Genomic DNA, 17176 nt, shown 5'->3' on the forward strand with positions numbered 1-17176 from the left:
GCGCTGAATCGCTACACGTCGAGACCGAGTTGGGCCCGGCCAAGCGGCGTCAGATCGTCGAGTGTCGCGCGGCCAGTGAAATCGACTTCGAAGTGATCCGCCGGAAAGTCAGGCGGGCTTTCGCCTTTCATGAAACTCGGCAACTGACGCGCGAGATAAGCGTCGTTCTTGGCACACGCGGGCGCGGACGCGATGTACATCACGTTGCTGTAACCCGCGCCCTTGTGCTCGTCTTCGACCGCGTGGATCACATCGCTGTGCCAGAACACGGTGTCGCCCGCTTCCATCTTCGGGATGGACGAGAGCGCTTCGAACAGCGGCGCATGAAACTCCGGCTTGATGGAAAGTGCGCGTCCGGGCATGGCGCCGCAGAGGTCGTCGTCGGCGACATCGTCCTGAAGCGCGCGCAGCAGGATATACACCATTGCGTTGGCAATAGGCACGAGTTGCAGCGTGCCGTCGCCGGGGCCTTGCGGCGTCAGGGCCGTCCAGCCCTGGAACGTGCGGAACATCGAGCAGACGGCAGGCGATGCGATCTCTTCCACGTCGGGCCGGAACGCGGCGTCGAAGGCATCGTAAGCGCGCCAGTTGCCGGAAAACACATGGCGATACACCTTGCGGAAATTGCTTTCGATCCAGCGCTCGACCGAGCCGCCATCGCAATGCGCCGAGAGGCCGAGCGAGGCCGAACCGGGCGGCCGGCGACGCAGACGATCCGCATAGGCGGGCACACGTTCCGGATCGAAGTGAACGTGTCCTTCGCTTTCGTTGCGCCAGAGCTTGTTGAGAAAAACGCGCGCACGGGTCAGCGATGCCGACTGGCGCGCCAGCACTTGCGGCTTCGACCAGTACACGCCGTAGATCTGCGGCTTGCTCGATGCCAGTTGCCCGAAGTATTTGTCTTCGGCACGGCTTTCGAGACGCTTGTCGAGATGATTCCGCTCGACGTAACGCGCGATTTCCTCGTCCCAGTCTCGCACCTGCTCGCGCGGAAAAACCTGGCGAATCACGCAGGCGCCGCGCGATCTGACGAGCGCGATCGCGTCGGCGCTCACCCGTCCTTCGACGATATCGGCGAAGCGGATTTCGGGAATCACGCTCTCGCCCGCATCGCGCTGCGCGGCGATCCGCTTCGCTTCGTCGCCGATGGCTTTTTCGACTTCGGCGAAAACCTCGCGGTAATTCGGCAGCCCCGCGCGCAGTGCCTTTTTCGCCTGCCGGATCGCGCCCGGCAAGTCATCGATGTTCAGCGCCATGATCGTCGTCTCTCTTTGATTTCCGTGTGAAAAGCATAAGACGCCCGCGGGATGCCAGGTGATACTATTCAGGCAATTCATTTGCGTTTTCGGACATTAACCAGCCGCCATGAAACCAGCCTACGAACATGTCGAGTTCGGCGAGGACTGCTCGGTCCGGGTTTACCATCGGCGGCTTTCGCGTATTCCGTTCGAATGGCATCACCATCCGGAATACGAGCTGACGCTGACGATGAACAGCCACGGCAAGCGCTATATCGGCGACTCGGTCAGCGACTATCGCGCCGAGGATCTCGTTCTCGTGCCGCCCGATTTGCCGCATACGTGGTCGTCCAACCGGTCGATTGATCCGTCCTTGCCGCAGGTCGCCATCGTCATCTGGTTCGACGGCGCATGGGCGCGACGCATGGCGGATTGCTGCCGCGAATTCGAGCCGCTTCGCAAGCTTTTGCGCCGCGCCGCGTGCGGGCTGGCATTCGAGCCGCCCGCCGGAGCATGGATGCGTGGCCGGCTTGAGCCCCTGCTCTCGAACGCGCCGCGCGAACGCCTGAGCGCCGCGCTCGACATTCTGTGCGCGCTCGGCGACGCGCCCGGCCATCCGCTCGCGTCGCCGAGCGCGTTCAATCGGACCGACACGGGGCCTTCCGGTCACGAGCCCGAGCGGATCAACCGCGTGCTTTCGATGATCGATGCCCGCTTTGCCGAACCGCTACGCATTTCGGAACTGTGTGCCGCCGCGAGCCTGTCGGAACGCACGCTCACGCGTTACTTCGTGCAGCATATCGGCGAGAGCGTCGGACGATATATCGCCCGCGTTCGCATCGGCCATGCGTGCCGGATGCTCGGCGACACGTCGCTGCCCGTTTCGGTCATCGCCGCGCGCTCGGGGTTTGCGAATGTCGCCAACTTCAATCGGCAGTTCAAGGCTGCAAAGCAGGCGACGCCTGCGGAATATCGGCGGCAGTTTCGGGCGGCGGGCGGCGCGGAGAAGGACGCCTCGGGCAGCCTGACAGAACGGCCTTCGTCGCTGGAGCAGAAGCGCACGGGTGGGCGGCGGCGCAAGCCTGAAGCGGATGCGGTTTAGCCGCGCCCGATGCGAACGCCCATCCTTCGTTAGAATCTGTCTTCGATCGTTACATCCGTCCAACACAGGAGGCGAGCGTGCCAGGATTACTTCCCGATGTCGACCGCGAGGGGCTCCTCGAATATTCGGTCGTCTACACCGACCGGTCGATCAATCACATGTCGCGGCTGTTTCAAGGCGTCATGCGCGATATCTCCGACGCCCTCAAAGAGGTCTACCACGCGAAATCGGTCATCGTCGTGCCCGGCAGCGGGACCTTCGGCATGGAAGCCGTTGCCCGGCAGTTCGCGACGAACAAGAAGTGCCTGGTCATCCGCAACGGCTGGTTCAGCTTTCGCTGGTCGCAGATTTTCGACATGGGCGGCATTCCATCCGAATCCATCGTACTGAAGGCGCGCCCCGCCGCCCAAGGCAGGCAGGCCGCCTATGTGCCGCCACCCATCGAAGAAGTGGTCGCGGCGATCAAGGAGCAGAAGCCCGATCTGGTGTTCGCGCCGCATGTCGAAACCGCATCGGGCATGATGCTGCCCGATGCTTATCTGCGCGCGGTGTCCGACGCGGTGCACGCCGTCGGCGGAATGTTCGTGCTGGACTGCATTGCCTCCGGAACGGTCTGGGTGGACATGGAGGCGAGCGGTATCGATATTCTCATCAGCGCCCCGCAGAAGGGCTGGAGCGCGTCGCCCTGCTGCGGTCTGGTCATGCTCGGCGCCCTCGCGCGCGAAAGAATCGAGGCGACCACCAGCACGAGTTTCGCCTGCGATCTGCGCAAATGGCTGCAGATCATGGAAACCTACGAAAGCGGCGGCTTCGCATACCACGCCACGATGCCCACGGACAGCCTCGCGACGCTGCGTGACGTCATCAAGGAAACCCAGGCCTACGGCTTCGATAAAGTGCAGGCCGAGCAACTCGAACTCGGCAAGCGCATTCGCGCGCTGCTTGCCGAAAAGGGCTTCAAGAGCGTGGCGGCCGCGGGCTTCGAAGCGCCGGGCGTGGTGGTCTGCTACACGGATGACGACGGCATCCGTTCCGGCAAGAAATTCGCCGATGCCGGCCTGCAGATCGCGGCGGGCGTGCCGCTCCAATGCGACGAGCCGGAAGACTTCAAGACCTTCCGTATCGGCCTGTTCGGGCTGGACAAACTGCACGATGTCGATGCCGCGGTCGCCAGGTTCGCGAAGGCGCTGGACAGCTTCATGTAACGCGTTGAAGCATCGATCGGGAGCGAATCGCCATGAACGAACTTATCCGCAATAAAGGTTTGTCCAGTGCGGTCTCCTATCGCGATCCCAAGTCCGCGTTTCGCTTTCTCGAGGCGGCGTTCGGTTTCAAGCCGCTTTTCGTGATTCTCGATGCCGCCGACGAATTCGTTCACGGCGAAATGACCTTCGGCGATTCTGTCGTCATGATCGGCCGGGAATGGAGCGACGATCATCGCAGCCCGCGTTCCATCGACGGCAAGAACACGCAATCGGTCCATGTGCAGCTTGCGGAAGGCGAAGACATCGATGCGCATTGCGAGCACGCGCGCGCCGCGGGCGCGTCGATCCTGATGGAACCGGAAACGCAGTTCTACGGCGAGCGGACCTATCGCGCGAAGGATCCCGAAGGGCATATGTGGATCATCGGCGTGTTGCTGCAAAGAATGAAGCCCGAACAGTGGGACGCGGTGAGCGGCCTCACCACGCGCGAACGGCTCGACTAGCCGCCCGCGCGCGTGGCTATAATCCGCGTAATTCAAATCACGCGCGAGCCCGCTTCGAGCCCGCGCGCCGCAGCCATCCATGACGCCGCCCCGCCCTTCCGTTTCCCCCGACTCGCACGTTCCGCTCTATACCCAGATCAAGGATGCGCTGCGCTCGGGCATTCTCGATGGCCGCTATCCGCCGCACAGCCGCATGCCGTCCGAGAGCGAATTGCAGGCGATGTTCGATGTCAGCCGGATCACGATTCGACAGGCGCTCGGCGACTTGCAGAAAGAAGGGCTCATCTTCAAGGTGCACGGCAAAGGCTCGTTCGTCTCGCAGCCGAAGGCCTTCCAGAACATCACGTCGCTGCAAGGCTTCGCCGAAGCGATGTCGCGCAGCGGCCACGAGATCATCAACCGTGTCGTGAAGTTCCGCTTCGTGCCCGCGCCCGCCGAAGTGGCCGCGCGCCTGTCGCTGGCGGAGCGCACGCAGGTCGCCGAGATACATCGCGTGCGCCTGCTCAACCGCTCGCCGGTTTCGTATGAAATAACGTACCTGCCGGAGCCGTTCGGCCGTCAGCTCGAACGCGCGGATCTCGTGACGCGCGACATCTTCCTCATCCTCGAAAACGACTGCGGCCTGCCGCTCGGCAGCGCGGACCTCGCCATCGATGCCGTCGCGGCCAAGCCCGGCATCGCGCGTGCGCTCGCCATCGGCGCGGGCGAACCGCTGCTGCGCATCGAGCGCCTCACGCACGATGCCGACGGACAGCCTATCGACTTCGAGTACCTGTATTTTCGCGGCGACACCTTCCAGTACCGGCTGCGCATCGATCGCGCGCACGCCGCGAGCGCGACGCGGCGGCGGCGCGCCTGAGCGCCGGCTTCGCATTATTCGACGCAGGCAAAAGCAAAGCAGAAACGATTGATTCCCCGCCTTCGCATCGGCTCCTACAATCTGGTCCTAACTTGTCATAACAAGATACGCCAGCCAGCCGATGCACTCCCGCTCGCTGCGGCGTCACGTCCTCACGAGCATGCAGACACACGAACTCGAATACGACATCGTCGTGGTCGGCGGCGGCACTGCCGGCCCGATGGCCGCCATCAAGGCGAAGCAGCACGACCCGAGCCTGCGCGTCCTGCTCATCGATAAAGCGCACGTCAAACGCAGCGGCGCGATCTCGATGGGCATGGACGGCCTGAACAACGCCATCATCCCCGGTCACGCGACGCCCGAGCAGTACGTCAAGGAAATCACCGTGGCGAACGACGGCATCGTCAATCAGGCCACGATCTACGCGTATGCGAAGCATAGCTTCACGACCATCGAGGAGCTCGATCGCTGGGGCGTGAAGTTCGAGAAAGATCCGACGGGGGACTACGCCGTGCGCAAGGTGCATCACATGGGCGCCTATGTGCTGCCGATGCCCGAAGGCCACGACGTCAAGAAGGTGCTCTACCGGCAACTGAAGCGCACGCGCGTCGAGATCACGAATCGCGTCGTCGCCACGCGCCTTCTGACCGGCGCGAACGGTGAAATCGCCGGCGTAATGGGCTTCGATTGCCGCAGCGCGGACTTCTACGTGATTCGCGCGAAGGCCGTGATTCTCTGCTGCGGCGCGGCCGGCCGGCTGGGCCTGCCCGCATCCGGCTATCTGATGGGCACGTACGAGAACCCGACCAACGCCGGCGACGGCTATGCGATGGCCTATCACGCGGGCGCGGAACTGGCGAATCTCGAATGCTTCCAGATCAATCCGCTGATCAAGGACTACAACGGCCCTGCCTGCGCCTATGTGACGGGCCCGCTCGGCGGCTATACGGCGAACGGCAAGGGCGAGCGCTTCATCGAATGCGATTACTGGAGCGGCCAGATGATGTGGGAGTTCTATCAGGAACTCCAGAGCGGCAACGGCCCGGTGTTTCTCAAGCTCGACCATCTCGCGGAAGAAACGATTCAAACGATCGAAACGATCCTGCACACGAACGAACGCCCGAGCCGCGGACGCTTTCATGCACGGCGCGGCAACGACTATCGCACGCGCATGGTCGAAATGCACATCTCTGAAATCGGCCTGTGCAGCGGACATAGCGCGTCGGGCGTATGGGTCGATGAACACGCGCGCACCTCCGTGCAAGGGCTCTACGCAGCGGGCGACATGGCCGCCGTGCCGCACAACTACATGCTGGGCGCGTTCACTTACGGATGGTTCGCGGGCGTCGATGCCGCCGCCTCTATCGCAGGCCGCGACTTGCCAGCGCTCGATGTAGCGCAGGTCGAAGCGGAACGCAATCGCGTCTTCGCGCCGCTGGAACGCGATAAAGGCCTGCCGCCCGCGCAGGTCGAATACAAGCTGCGCCGCTTCGTCAACGACTATCTTCAGCCGCCGAAAGCCACGCGCCGCATGGAGATCGGCTTGCAACGCTTCGATGAAATCCGCGAAGACCTCGCGCAGTTGCGCGCCGCCGATGCGCACGAACTGATGCGCGCCGCCGAAGTCTCCGCGATTCTCGATTGCGCCGAAATGGCCGCGCGCGCATCGCTGTATCGCACCGAAAGCCGGTGGGGCCTCTATCACCATCGCGTGGATTTTCCCGAGCGAAACGATGACGAATGGTTCTGCCACGCGCATCTGAAGAAGGATGCCTCGGGACGCATGACGTCGTTCAAGAAGGCCATCGAGCCTTACGTGGTTCCCATCGACGAAACCGAGCGCGGCGCTTACTCGCGGCTGCGCCTTGCCCGCCCGACCGAACAGCCGGTTGCCGCCTAGGAGAAGACTGCATGGCCCTCGTTCCTCGCGAAGCGCATTTGCGCACGAGCCTTCCCGTCATGATCGACGAAGACAAGTGCATCGCCGACAAAGGCTGCACGGTCTGCATCGATGTATGTCCGATGGACCTTCTTGCGATCGATCCCGACACCGGCAAGGCCTTCATGAAGTTCGACGAATGCTGGTACTGCATGCCCTGCGAACGCGATTGCCCGACCAACGCCGTGCATGTGGACATTCCGTATCTACTTCGCTGACAAGGACCCGCATCATGAAACGAACGCTGTTGTTTGCGCCTGGCATCGTGCTCGGCATTGCGCTCCTTGGCGCGCATGCGCAGGCCGAAACCATTCGCGTCGCCATCGGCACGCAGGACACGACGATCAACACCGCGGCGGGCGGCTCGCTGATCCGCGAACTGCATCTGCTCGACAAGTATCTGCCGCATGACGGCAAGTACAAGGACGCGCAGTACGACATTCAATGGAAGAACTTCACGAGCGGCGCGCCGATCACGAACGAGATGGTCGCGGGCAAGCTCGACTTCGGCTCGATGGCCGATTTTCCCGGCGTGCTCAACGGCGTCGCCAACCAGAAAGCGGGCAAGAGCAGCATCTTCATCAGCGTGCTGTCGGGCAGCGTGCGCGGCAGCGGCAACGGCATCGTCGTGCCGGTGGATTCGCCGGTGCAGTCCATCGCCGATCTCAAGGGCAAGACCATTTCCGTGCCGTTCGCCTCGACCTCGCACGGCATGCTGTTGCGCGCGGTCGCGGCGCAAGGCTGGGACCCGGAACGCGATGTGAACATCGTCACGCAAGCGCCCGAAGTGGCCGGGCCCGCCTTGCAGACGCACAAGATCGATGCGCACGCGGACTTCGTGCCCTTCGCCGAACTGTTCCCGTATCGCGGCTTCGCGCGCAAGATCTACGACGGCTCGCAAGCCGACGCGCCTACCCTGCACGGCACGCTCGTCGAAAAGGACTACGCGCAGAAGTATCCGGAAGTCGTGGTCGCGTATCTGCGCGCGGTGATCGAAGCGAATCGGCTGCTCACCGCGGAGCCGGAGAAGTACAGCGAACTGATTGCGAAGGTCACGGGCATCGAGCCTGAAGTCGATTATCTGTTTCACGGGCCGCTCGGCTTGCAGACGCGCGATCTCACCTGGAAGCCGGAATACCGCAAGGCGGTGCAGACATCGTTCGATACGCTCAAGCTGCTCAAGCGCGCCGACGGCGATCTGAACGCGAACGCGTTCATCGACGACAGCTATCTGCGCGCGGCCTTCAAGGCCGAACGTCTCGACTACGAGGCCGCCTTGCGCAACTATGCGCAAACACCGCTCGTCGCGAACGATGCGCTCACCGGCAAGCCCATCGCGCAGACGAACCGCGTCGCGCAAATCTGGGTGCGCGGCGAGGCGAAGGTGCGGAACTATGCCTCGCCCGACGAGGCCTTGCAGCAGCTCGGCAAGCTCGAAAGCGAAGGCAGGCAGGTGCGCGCGTTCTATGCGCAGGATCGCGAAAGTGGCATCAAGCTGCTCGGCAACCAGGCGTGGTTCGCAAAAGGCGGCGACGGCCAGTTGAACGCGTTCCTGCTCAAGGATCGTGCGCAGGCATGGGCGGCGCAGCACGGCGGGCAAGTGCTCGACTTCGCCGCCGCGCGCCAGCCCACCGCACTCGCGAATCGTTGAGGCGCGCATGGCGACGCTCGTTTCTTCCGCTCCCCTGCTGCGTCATCGCGGCACGCGCGCCGGCGTGCAGTGGGCATCGCTCGCGCTGACGCTGCTGCTCTGGCATCTCGCGACGGCGCATCGCTGGAATCTCGGCTTCGTCACCTTCGAGAACGTGCCGACGCCCGCCGAAACGCTCGCGGCCATCGTCGAGCTCGCGCATTCACCCAAGCTCTTCTCGGACTTGCTGAGCAGCGTGCGGCGCATCGCGGCGGGTTACGGCGTCGCGGCGGCAAGCGGCATCGTGCTCGGGCTCGCGATCGGACGCTCGCAGTTTGCGCGGCTTTCGCTGCTCACGCCGCTCGAAGTCTTGCGCCCGATTCCCGCGGTCGCCTGGATTCCGCTCGCCATTCTGATGTTTCCTTCGTCCGAAATGTCGATGATCTTCATCACCTTCACCGGCGCGTTCTTTCCCATTCTGCTCGGCACGATACATGGCGTCGAAGGCGTCGAGCCGCGTCTCGTGTCGTCCGCGAAGAGCCTTGGCGCGAGCCGTTTCGTGATTCTGCGCGAAGTCGTGCTGCCGGGCGCCGCGCCCGCCATCGTCACGGGCCTCGCCATCGGCATGGGCACGTCGTGGTTCTGCCTCGTCACGGCGGAGATGATCTCGGGACAGTTCGGCATCGGCTATTACACGTGGCAGTCGTACACGGTGCAGCAGTATCCGCAAGTCGTCGTCGGCATGCTGCTGATCGGCCTGCTCGGCATGGGAAGCAGCGCGCTGGTGCGCATCGCGGGAAGGCGGCTCACGCCGTGGCTCGCAAGCGGGAGCCGCCGATGACTTCACGCGATACACAAGGCCGCGTGAAGCTCGACCACGTCGCCGTGACATTGGGCGATGGAGAGCACGCCTTCACCGCCGTGCGCGATGTGAGCACGACCATCGAGGCGGGCGAATTCGTCTGCATTCTCGGGCCGTCCGGCTGCGGCAAGTCCACGCTGCTCGCGGCGCTCGCGGGCCACGTCGCGACGAGCGCGGGCCGGGCGACGCTCGATGGCGCGCCCATCGACGGGCCGCATCCCGAACGCGGCATGGTGTTCCAGCAACACACCCTGCTGCCGTGGCGCAGAACGCTCGATAACGTCGCGTTCGGCCTGAAGATGCAGGGCGTGAGCAAGCGCGAGCGGCACGGTAAAGCTCGCGCGCTGCTGGAGCGCGTGGGCCTCGGCGCGTTCGCGGACCGCTATCCCGCGCAACTCTCGGGCGGCATGCAGCAACGCGCGGAAATCGCCCGCGCGATGCTCAACGCGCCGCGCATCCTGCTGATGGACGAGCCCTTCGGCGCGCTCGACGCGCAAACGCGCGCGATGATGCAAGCGCTTTTGCTCGACGTCTGGAGCGAGCGCAAGCCCACGGTGATCTTCGTCACGCACGACATCGACGAAGCGCTGTTTCTCGCGGACCGCATTCTCGTGATGAGCGCGAGCCCAGGCACCGTGCTGGAAGAACTGCGCGTGCCGTTCGCGCGCCCGCGCGAGCGCGGCGACACGCGCGATCTCGTCACCGAGCCGGAATTCATCGCGCTGAAGCGCCGCTGTCTCGCGCTGCTTCGGCATCAACCCATTGCGACGCCCGCCGCCGACGATCACGCCCCGGCGAGCGTTCGCTTCAATCGCTCAATCCAGACCGCCTCATGACGCACGCCAGCCCGCTTTTCGACCCGTTCACCGATTCCGACGATGCTGCCCTCGCCGCCCGCCTCGCCGATGCGGACGCCGCCGTGCGCCGTCTTGCCGTCATCGAAGCGGCCGAGCTCGAAGACGAAACGTGGCTGCCCGCGCTGATCCACGCGCTGCGTCACGACAGCGACGCCGCCGTGCGTCGGACGGCGGCGCAACGGCTCGGCGCATGGGAATCGGCGGATGTCGTCGATGCGCTGTGCGAAGCCATCAAGGATGCGCGGCTGGACCCGGACACGCGCGACGCTGCGGCGGAGAGCCTGACCGCGTTGAAGGACGCCGCGGCGGGCGCGCGCGTGCTGCATCATTTCGCCGGCGCCGATCCGTTCGCGCGGGCCGCGTTGCTGCGCGGCGTGCGGGAGCTGCGGCTGCCGGGCGCGGCGGAGCACGCGAAACAAGCGCTGTCCGACGCATCGGAGCAGGTGCGGCGCGAAGCGGTCGGCGTGCTCGGCTGGCTTCGGCATACGGCGGCGCTCGCGCAACTCGCATCGCTTGCGCGCGACGATGCATCGGCGGATGTGCGGCATGCGGCCATCGGCGCATTGGGCTTCGCCACCGACGATTCGGTGCTCGACACGCTGAGCGCAGCGCTGCACGACGAAGCATGGCGCGTGCGCGAGGAAGCGGCGGCCACGCTCGGCAAGTTGCGTCTCGTGCCCGCGCGCGTCGCGCTCGAAGCCGCGCTCGCCGACGACTACTGGCAGGTGACGCTGCAGGCGGCGCGCGCGCTGGGCCGTTTGCGCGATGCCGCGAGTTCGCATGCGGTCGCCGAACTGCTGACCTATCCGATCAGCAACGTGCGCAAGGAAGCGGCGCTCGCGCTCGGCGAGCTTGGCGGCCTCGACGCGCTGCGCGTGCTCGAAGCCGCGCTTCAGGACGGCGATCCCGAAGTGCGGAAGGCCGCGCGTATCGCGATTGCGCAGATCGGCACGCGGCACGGCTGACGCGCGCTTTCCCATCGGTCATACCGAAGGCAAGGGTTAACACCCGTTTGCCGGAATCTCCTGGTTGCTCTACTGTATCGATACACTAAATCGATACAGTGACGCGACGGCATTCACGCGTCGCGCTAACTCGCCCGCGCGCTCACGCGGCATCCAGGAGACAGACCATGCATTCGACTTCCCGGCGACGGTTCCTTCAGACCGTCTCAGCAACCTCGCTCGCCGCGGCGGGCGCGGGATTGCCCGCCATCGTCCGCGCGCAGCCTGCAGTCACGCTGCGGCTGTCGTCCTCGATGCCCGCGAACGAAAACGCCGCGCACTACGTCTGGTATCAGCATCTCGCCGCCAATCTGAAGGCGAGCGTGGGCGACCAGATTCGCATCGACTATTTTCCGAACAGCCAGCTCGGCAAGGAAAGCGACGTCGTGCAGCAGGTGAAGGTCGGCGCGGTGGACATGATGGTCACCGGCTCATCGATCTGGGCGACGGTGCTGCCGGAGCTCGGCATGCTCGATCTCGGCTACGTGTTCGACAGCTTCGATCACGTCGGCCGCGCGATGGACGGCAGCGTCGGCAAATCGTTCGACAGCATGCTGCAGCAGCGCGCGGGCTGCTCCGTGCTCACGTGGGGCTACTCGTTCGGCGCGCGCAACGTCTTCACGAAGAAGCCGACGCAATCGCTCGCGGACATCAAGGGCGTGAAGCTGCGCGTGCTGCCCACGCCCGCCTTCATGGAGACCTTCAAGCTGATGGGCGCGGTGCCGACGCCCATTCCCATCGGCGAGCTGTACATGGCCGCGCAGACCGGCGTGGTGGACGGCTTCGAGCACGATTGCGCGACCGTGGTCGCGAGCAAGTACGACGAAGTCGTGAAGTCGTGCTGGCAAACGCAGCACGTTTTCAGCCCGCTCGTCGTCGCGATGGGCCGCCGCGCGCTCGCGAAGATTCCGGAGAACCTGCGCCCCGCATTCCAGAAAGCGGCGCAGGACGCGACCGTGAAGCAGCGCGTCGCGGCCATCCAGACCGCCGCCAGCGCCGAGCAGGAACTCAGGAAGCGCGGCATGACGTTCTATCCGATGTCGAAGGCCGACCGCGACACCGCGCGCAAGGAAATGCAGACGCAGTTGTACGCGAATTTCTCGAAGCAGTATCCCGCGACCGCGCCGCTTTTCGCGGCCATCGCCACGGCTCGCGGCTAAGGGAGGCAAGGACGCCATGACCACTTTCTCCGCGACGCCCGGACCGGAAGCGCAGCTTGCCGCGCCCGGCTTCGGCCACGAGACCCTGCTCGCGCGCGGCCTCGTGCGCCTGATGCACGGCATCGAATATCTGTGCGCGGCCGTGCTCGCGGCCGATGTGCTCGTGGTGTTCCTCTCCGTGATCTATCGATACTTCCTGCACGATCCGTTCGACTGGGCCGAGGAAGTCGCCCGCGCGCTGATGATCGTGCTCGTCTTCTTCGGCGCCGCGACCGTGCTGGGTCGCAGCCAGCATGTCGGCGTCGATCTGTTTCGCGGCATGCTGCCGAAGCGCTGGCAACCGGCGCTCGTGCATGCGGGGCACTGGGTGATCGCGGGCGTCGCGGGCAATCTGTGCGTGTCGTCGTGCCTGCTGCTCGTCGATTCCTACGGGCAGATGACGCCGAGCGGCCTGCCCGCGTGGATCAACGTGTATCCGCTCGTGATCGGCAGCGTATTCATGGCGGTCTTCGGGCTCGCCAACGCGCTCAACGGCGCGCGCAAGACCGTGATCGGCACGCTGATCGGCTGCGTGCTGATCGCTGCCGCCGTGTACGCGTGGAACCTGCTCGTGCCGGGCCACGCGGTGAAGGCGGGCGCGCTGCTCGCGATCGGTTTCATCGGCGGACTCGTGCTCGGCGTGCCGATCGGCTTCGTCCTCGCCTTCTCGGCGCTGCTCTACTTCCTCGCCGAACCGTCCTTGCCGATGCTCGTCTATTCGCAGCAGGTGATGGCCGGCACCGACCACTTCGTGTTGCTCGCCATTCCGTTCTTCGTGCTGGCCGGTCTGCTGATGGAAACGAACGGCATGTCGTCGCGCCTGATCGAACTGCTGCTGCGCCTCTTCGGGCGCGTGCGCGGCGGCCTCGGCCTCATCACGATCATGGCGACGGCGTTCTTCTCCGGCGTGTCCGGCTCCAAGCTCGCGGATATCGCGGCGGTCGGCGGCGTGGTGATGCCCGCGGTGCGCCAGAGCAAGGAAGACCCGAACGAAGCCGCGGCGCTGCTCGCGTGCAGCGCCGTGATGGCCGAGACCATTCCGCCGTGCGTGAACATGATCATCATGGGCTTCGTCGCGAATATCTCGATCGCGGGGCTGTTTCTCGCGGGCGTGGTGCCGGCGGCCGTGCTCGCGGTGGCGCTGGCGATCGTCGCCGTCATCTTCGGCCGCCGCATCGATCTCGCCGCCGCATTGACCAACCCGCGCAAGTGGCTGCCGCTCGCCGGCGGCGCGCTCGTCGCGCTCATCATGATCGCGATGATCGGCAAGGGCGTGACCTCGGGTATCGCGACATCGACGGAAGTGTCGGCGTTCGCGGTCGTCTATGCGCTCGTCGTCGGCTGGCTGGCGTTTCGCGAGCTTACGCCGAAGTCGATTGCGCGCGTGTTCGTGCGCTCGGCGTCGATGGCGAGCAGCATCCTGTTCATTGTCGCGGCGGCGTCGAGCGTGTCGTTCGCGCTGACGATCGAGCAGATTCCCGCGCTCGTCTCCGATTCGATGATCGCCTTCGCGCATCAGTACGGCCCGACCATGTTCCTGCTGCTGTCGGTGCTCATCATGATCGTGTTCGGCGCGGTGCTGGAAGGCGCGCCCGCGCTCATCATCTTCGGTCCGCTGCTCACGCCGATCGCCACGCAGCTCGGCATCAACCCGCTGCACTTCGGCACGGTGATCGTCGTCGCGATGGGGCTCGGGCTCTTCGCGCCGCCCGTGGGTCTCGGCCTGTTCGCGACCTGCGCGATCACCGGCACGGACATGAAGGCGGTGGCGCGGCCTATGCTCAAATATCTGCTGGTATTGTTCGTCGCACTGGTGGTGCTGATTCTGGTGCCGTCCTTTTCACTTTGGCTGCCGACCCGGCTCGGCCTGTAGCCGGCAGATGCAAAACCTTATGAGCACCATTCAGGATGTCGCCCGCGAAGCCGGCGTGTCGGTGAGCACCGTGTCGAACGTGCTCAATGGCCGCACGGATCAGATGCGCCAGGAAACGCTGGCGCGCGTGCAGGCCGCGATGAGCACGCTGCAATACCGGCCGAGCACGCTCGCGCGCCAGCTCAAGACCGGGCAGACGCCGCTCGTCGGGCTGCTGGTGCCGTCCATCGCCAATCCGATGTACGGCTATATCGCGCGCGAAGTCGAAACCTACGCGCAGGAGCGCTACGGCTATCGCGTGATGATCGGCAACACGTATCGCGATCCGGCAAAGGAAGCGTCGTTTTTCGAGGATCTGTTTTCGCAGGGCGTGCGGCGCGTAATCGTGATTTCATCGCTCGCCAACGAACGGCATCTGGAAACCGCCGCCGAGCGCGGCATGGTCGTCGTGAGTTACGACCGGCGCGCGACCGAAGGCGAGACGACGCGCGTCGATCACGTCACGCCGGACAACTTCGAGGCCGCGCGGCTCGCGACGCGTCACCTGATTGCGCGCGGCCACACACGCCTCGCGTTCGCGACGCTGACCGGCCTGACGATGAGCCGCCGCGACAAGATCGACGGCTTTCTGGCCGCGGCGCGAGAAGCGGGTTTGTCGGACAGCGCGCATGTGTTGGACAGCGGCCCGGTCGACGAATACGGCGATTCGATGATCGCGGAGAACGGCCGCGCCCTCGCGCGCAGGCTCGCGGCGGACCACGAACGCCCGACCGGCGTGGTCGCCGTCAACGATCTGATGGCGCTCGGCTTGATGGCGGGCCTGCGCGAATCCGGCCTGCGCGTGCCGGAAGATGTATCCGTCGTCGGCATGGACGGGCACTTTCTCGCGGCAATTTCGAATCCCGCGCTGACCACCGTTCAGCTTCCCGTGCCCGCGATGGCCGCCGCGATGGTCGAGCGCGTCATGCGTCCGCACGACGAGCCCATGCCCGCATCAGAGCAGGCGCTGTTCACGGATATCACGCTCGTCGAGCGCGAATCGGTCGCGGGGCCGGCGACACCCTCCAGGAAGAAGACATGAACAAGGTATTCGTGAGTCATCCCCGGCACATGCTGGATCATTACTTCGGCGCGCGCGCATCGGCTTTGCTCGCGACGTTCGCCGATGCCGCCTATAACACCGAAGACCGGGAACTGACGATCCCCGAACTCGCGGATGCCGCGCGCGATGCCGATGTGATCATCGCGTATCGTCAGACGCCCGCGCCGCGCGCGTTGTTCGAGGCCTTGCCGAAGCTCGCCGCGTTCGTGCGCTGCGCCGTCGATATCCGCACCGTCGATGTCGATGCCGCGAGCGAGCACGGCGTGCTCGTGACGCAGGCGAGCGCGGGCTTCGTGCCGGCGGTCTCCGAATGGGTCATCGGCGCGATGCTCGATCTCGCGCGCTCGACGACGGCGTATGCATCCGCGTATCGCCGCCACGAATCGCCCGTGCCGGCGATGGGCCGCGAGTTGCGCGGCAGCACGCTCGGCGTGATCGGCTACGGGCAGATTTCGCGCTATCTCTGCGATCTCGCGCTGGCGTTCGGCATGCGCGTGATCGTGTCCGATCCTTATACGCGCATCGACGATTCACGCGTACGTCAGGTGAGCATGGACGCTTTGCTTGGCGACGCCGATTTCGTCGTGTGTCTCGCGCCCGCCAACGCGCAGACCGCGAACCTGATGAACGCGCGCACTTTCGCCGCGATGAAGCCCGATGCGTATTTCATCAACGCGGCGCGCGGCGAACTGGTCGATGACGCCGCGCTCTTGCATGCGCTCGAAAGCGGCCGCATGGCCGGATGCGCGCTCGACGTGGGCCGCGCGCCGGATCAGATGCCCTCGCCCGCGCTCGCCGCGCATCCGCGCGTGATCGCGGCGCCGCACGTGGGCGGGCTGACGCCGGGTGCGATCGAACATCAGTCGATGGAGACGGTCGCGCAAACCCAGGCGCTGTTCGAAGGCCGTGTGCCGGCGGGCGCGGTGAATGCGGCGCGGGCTTTCAGGCTGACGCGCTTCGATGTCGGCGGATGCGCGATGAGCACGCCGCTTACATTCGATGGCGCGTGCGATTGCCACATCCACGTGTACGAAGACGGCTATCCGCTCGCCGCAAGCGCGACCTTCACGCCGCCGCCCGCGCCGGCATCGGCGTATCGCGACGTGCAGCGCGCGCTGGGGCTGTCGCGTGTGATCGTCGTGCAGCCGACCGGATATGGCTTCGACAATCGCTGCACGCTGGCGGCCATCGCACAGCTCGGCGAAGGGGCGCGCGGCATCGCGGTCGTGCCGCCCGATGTCAACGATGACGAGTTGCAGCGTCTGCACGATGCCGGCGTGCGCGGCGTGCGTTTCATGATGCTGCCCGGCGGCGTGATGCCGTGGGATGCGCTTGCCGGCATATCGGCGCGCATCGCACCGCTTGGCTGGAACATCAATCTTCAGCTCGACGGGCATACGCTGCCGCAGCACGAAGCGATGCTCGCGCGCTTGCCGTCGAAGCTCGTGATCGATCATCTCGGCAAGTTTCTCGCGCCTGTTACGGCGCAGAGCGATGGCTTTGCTTCGTTGTGCCGTCTGCTCGATGGGCCGCGCTGCTGGGTCAAACTGTCCGCGCCGTATGAAAGCTCGCGCGAGGGTGCGCCCGCGTATGGCGATGTCGCGTGGCTCGTGCGCGACTTGTCGACGCGTTATCCGGAGCGGGGATTGTGGGCATCGAACTGGCCGCATCCGAACGTTCGGCCCTTGCCTAAAGATGCGCGGCTGCTGGATTGGGCGATGCAGCTTCTGGATGGGGATGAGGTGCGCAGGCGGGTTTTTGTCGATAATCCGGCGGAGGTTTATGGGTTCTGAGGGGGGCTGT

General features: G+C 65.2%; 15 protein-coding genes and 1 pseudogene. 15 read left to right on the forward strand and 1 reads right to left on the reverse strand.

The annotated features are described in order from the left end of the window. Positions 1 to 11: 11 nt before the first annotated feature. The gene (locus tag AWB70_RS09180; protein ID WP_053571980.1) at positions 12 to 1256 is read right to left on the reverse strand and encodes a DUF1479 domain-containing protein; all 1245 of its coding nucleotides are present in this window, start codon (positions 1254 to 1256) and stop codon (positions 12 to 14) included. A gap of 109 nt (positions 1257 to 1365) precedes the next feature. Here AWB70_RS09180 and AWB70_RS09185 point away from each other — a divergent pair, with 109 nt between their 5' ends. The 15 genes and pseudogenes from AWB70_RS09185 to AWB70_RS38985 all read left to right on the forward strand — a co-directional run bounded on the left by AWB70_RS09185 (position 1366) and on the right by AWB70_RS38985 (position 17166). Next, positions 1366 to 2340: a helix-turn-helix domain-containing protein gene (locus AWB70_RS09185; RefSeq protein WP_053571979.1), complete on the forward strand. Its 975-nt coding sequence runs from the start codon at positions 1366 to 1368 to the stop codon at positions 2338 to 2340. Between the two features lie 77 nt (positions 2341 to 2417). Continuing rightward, entirely contained in the window at positions 2418 to 3545 is a 1128-nt protein-coding gene (locus AWB70_RS09190) for an aminotransferase class V-fold PLP-dependent enzyme (protein WP_053571978.1), read from the forward strand. Positions 3546 to 3577: 32 nt separating this feature from the next. Beyond that, on the forward strand, positions 3578 to 4048 hold the full coding sequence (locus tag AWB70_RS09195) for a VOC family protein (RefSeq protein WP_045459830.1): 471 nt from the start codon (positions 3578 to 3580) through the stop codon (positions 4046 to 4048). Between the two features lie 79 nt (positions 4049 to 4127). Then, positions 4128 to 4907: a GntR family transcriptional regulator gene (locus AWB70_RS09200; RefSeq protein ID WP_053571977.1), complete on the forward strand. Its 780-nt coding sequence runs from the start codon at positions 4128 to 4130 to the stop codon at positions 4905 to 4907. A 160-nt stretch (positions 4908 to 5067) separates the two neighbouring features. Then, positions 5068 to 6807: a fumarate reductase/succinate dehydrogenase flavoprotein subunit gene (locus AWB70_RS09205; protein ID WP_053571976.1), complete on the forward strand. Its 1740-nt coding sequence runs from the start codon at positions 5068 to 5070 to the stop codon at positions 6805 to 6807. Positions 6808 to 6818: 11 nt separating this feature from the next. Beyond that, positions 6819 to 7064: a 4Fe-4S dicluster domain-containing protein gene (locus tag AWB70_RS09210; protein WP_014251881.1), complete on the forward strand. Its 246-nt coding sequence runs from the start codon at positions 6819 to 6821 to the stop codon at positions 7062 to 7064. Positions 7065 to 7078: 14 nt separating this feature from the next. Further along, positions 7079 to 8497, forward strand: coding sequence for an ABC transporter substrate-binding protein (locus tag AWB70_RS09215; RefSeq protein WP_053571975.1), 1419 nt, complete (start codon positions 7079 to 7081; stop codon positions 8495 to 8497). A gap of 7 nt (positions 8498 to 8504) precedes the next feature. Further along, a complete protein-coding gene (locus tag AWB70_RS09220) occupies positions 8505 to 9317 on the forward strand; it encodes an ABC transporter permease (protein WP_053571974.1) in 813 nt (270 codons plus the stop codon). Further along, a complete protein-coding gene (locus AWB70_RS09225; protein ID WP_053571973.1) occupies positions 9314 to 10174 on the forward strand; it encodes an ABC transporter ATP-binding protein in 861 nt (286 codons plus the stop codon). Before AWB70_RS09220 ends, AWB70_RS09225 begins: the two co-directional genes overlap by 4 nt. Then, on the forward strand, positions 10171 to 11160 hold the full coding sequence (locus AWB70_RS09230) for a HEAT repeat domain-containing protein (RefSeq protein ID WP_053571972.1): 990 nt from the start codon (positions 10171 to 10173) through the stop codon (positions 11158 to 11160). Before AWB70_RS09225 ends, AWB70_RS09230 begins: the two co-directional genes overlap by 4 nt. A gap of 167 nt (positions 11161 to 11327) precedes the next feature. Continuing rightward, the gene (locus AWB70_RS09235; protein ID WP_045459820.1) at positions 11328 to 12359 is read left to right on the forward strand and encodes a TRAP transporter substrate-binding protein; all 1032 of its coding nucleotides are present in this window, start codon (positions 11328 to 11330) and stop codon (positions 12357 to 12359) included. Between the two features lie 16 nt (positions 12360 to 12375). Then, a complete protein-coding gene (locus tag AWB70_RS09240) occupies positions 12376 to 14271 on the forward strand; it encodes a TRAP transporter large permease (RefSeq protein WP_053571971.1) in 1896 nt (631 codons plus the stop codon). Positions 14272 to 14290: 19 nt separating this feature from the next. Then, positions 14291 to 15352: a LacI family DNA-binding transcriptional regulator gene (locus AWB70_RS09245; RefSeq protein WP_045462025.1), complete on the forward strand. Its 1062-nt coding sequence runs from the start codon at positions 14291 to 14293 to the stop codon at positions 15350 to 15352. Continuing rightward, positions 15349 to 16338: pseudogene (locus AWB70_RS38980) on the forward strand (hydroxyacid dehydrogenase); the annotation flags it as partial. The gene AWB70_RS09245 and the pseudogene AWB70_RS38980, both read left to right, overlap by 4 nt. 12 nt (positions 16339 to 16350) lie before the next feature. Continuing rightward, the gene (locus AWB70_RS38985; protein ID WP_053572150.1) at positions 16351 to 17166 is read left to right on the forward strand and encodes an amidohydrolase family protein; all 816 of its coding nucleotides are present in this window, start codon (positions 16351 to 16353) and stop codon (positions 17164 to 17166) included. Positions 17167 to 17176: the final 10 nt, after the last annotated feature.

Source organism: Caballeronia cordobensis (assembly GCF_001544575.2).
GTDB lineage: Bacteria > Pseudomonadota > Gammaproteobacteria > Burkholderiales > Burkholderiaceae > Caballeronia > Caballeronia cordobensis.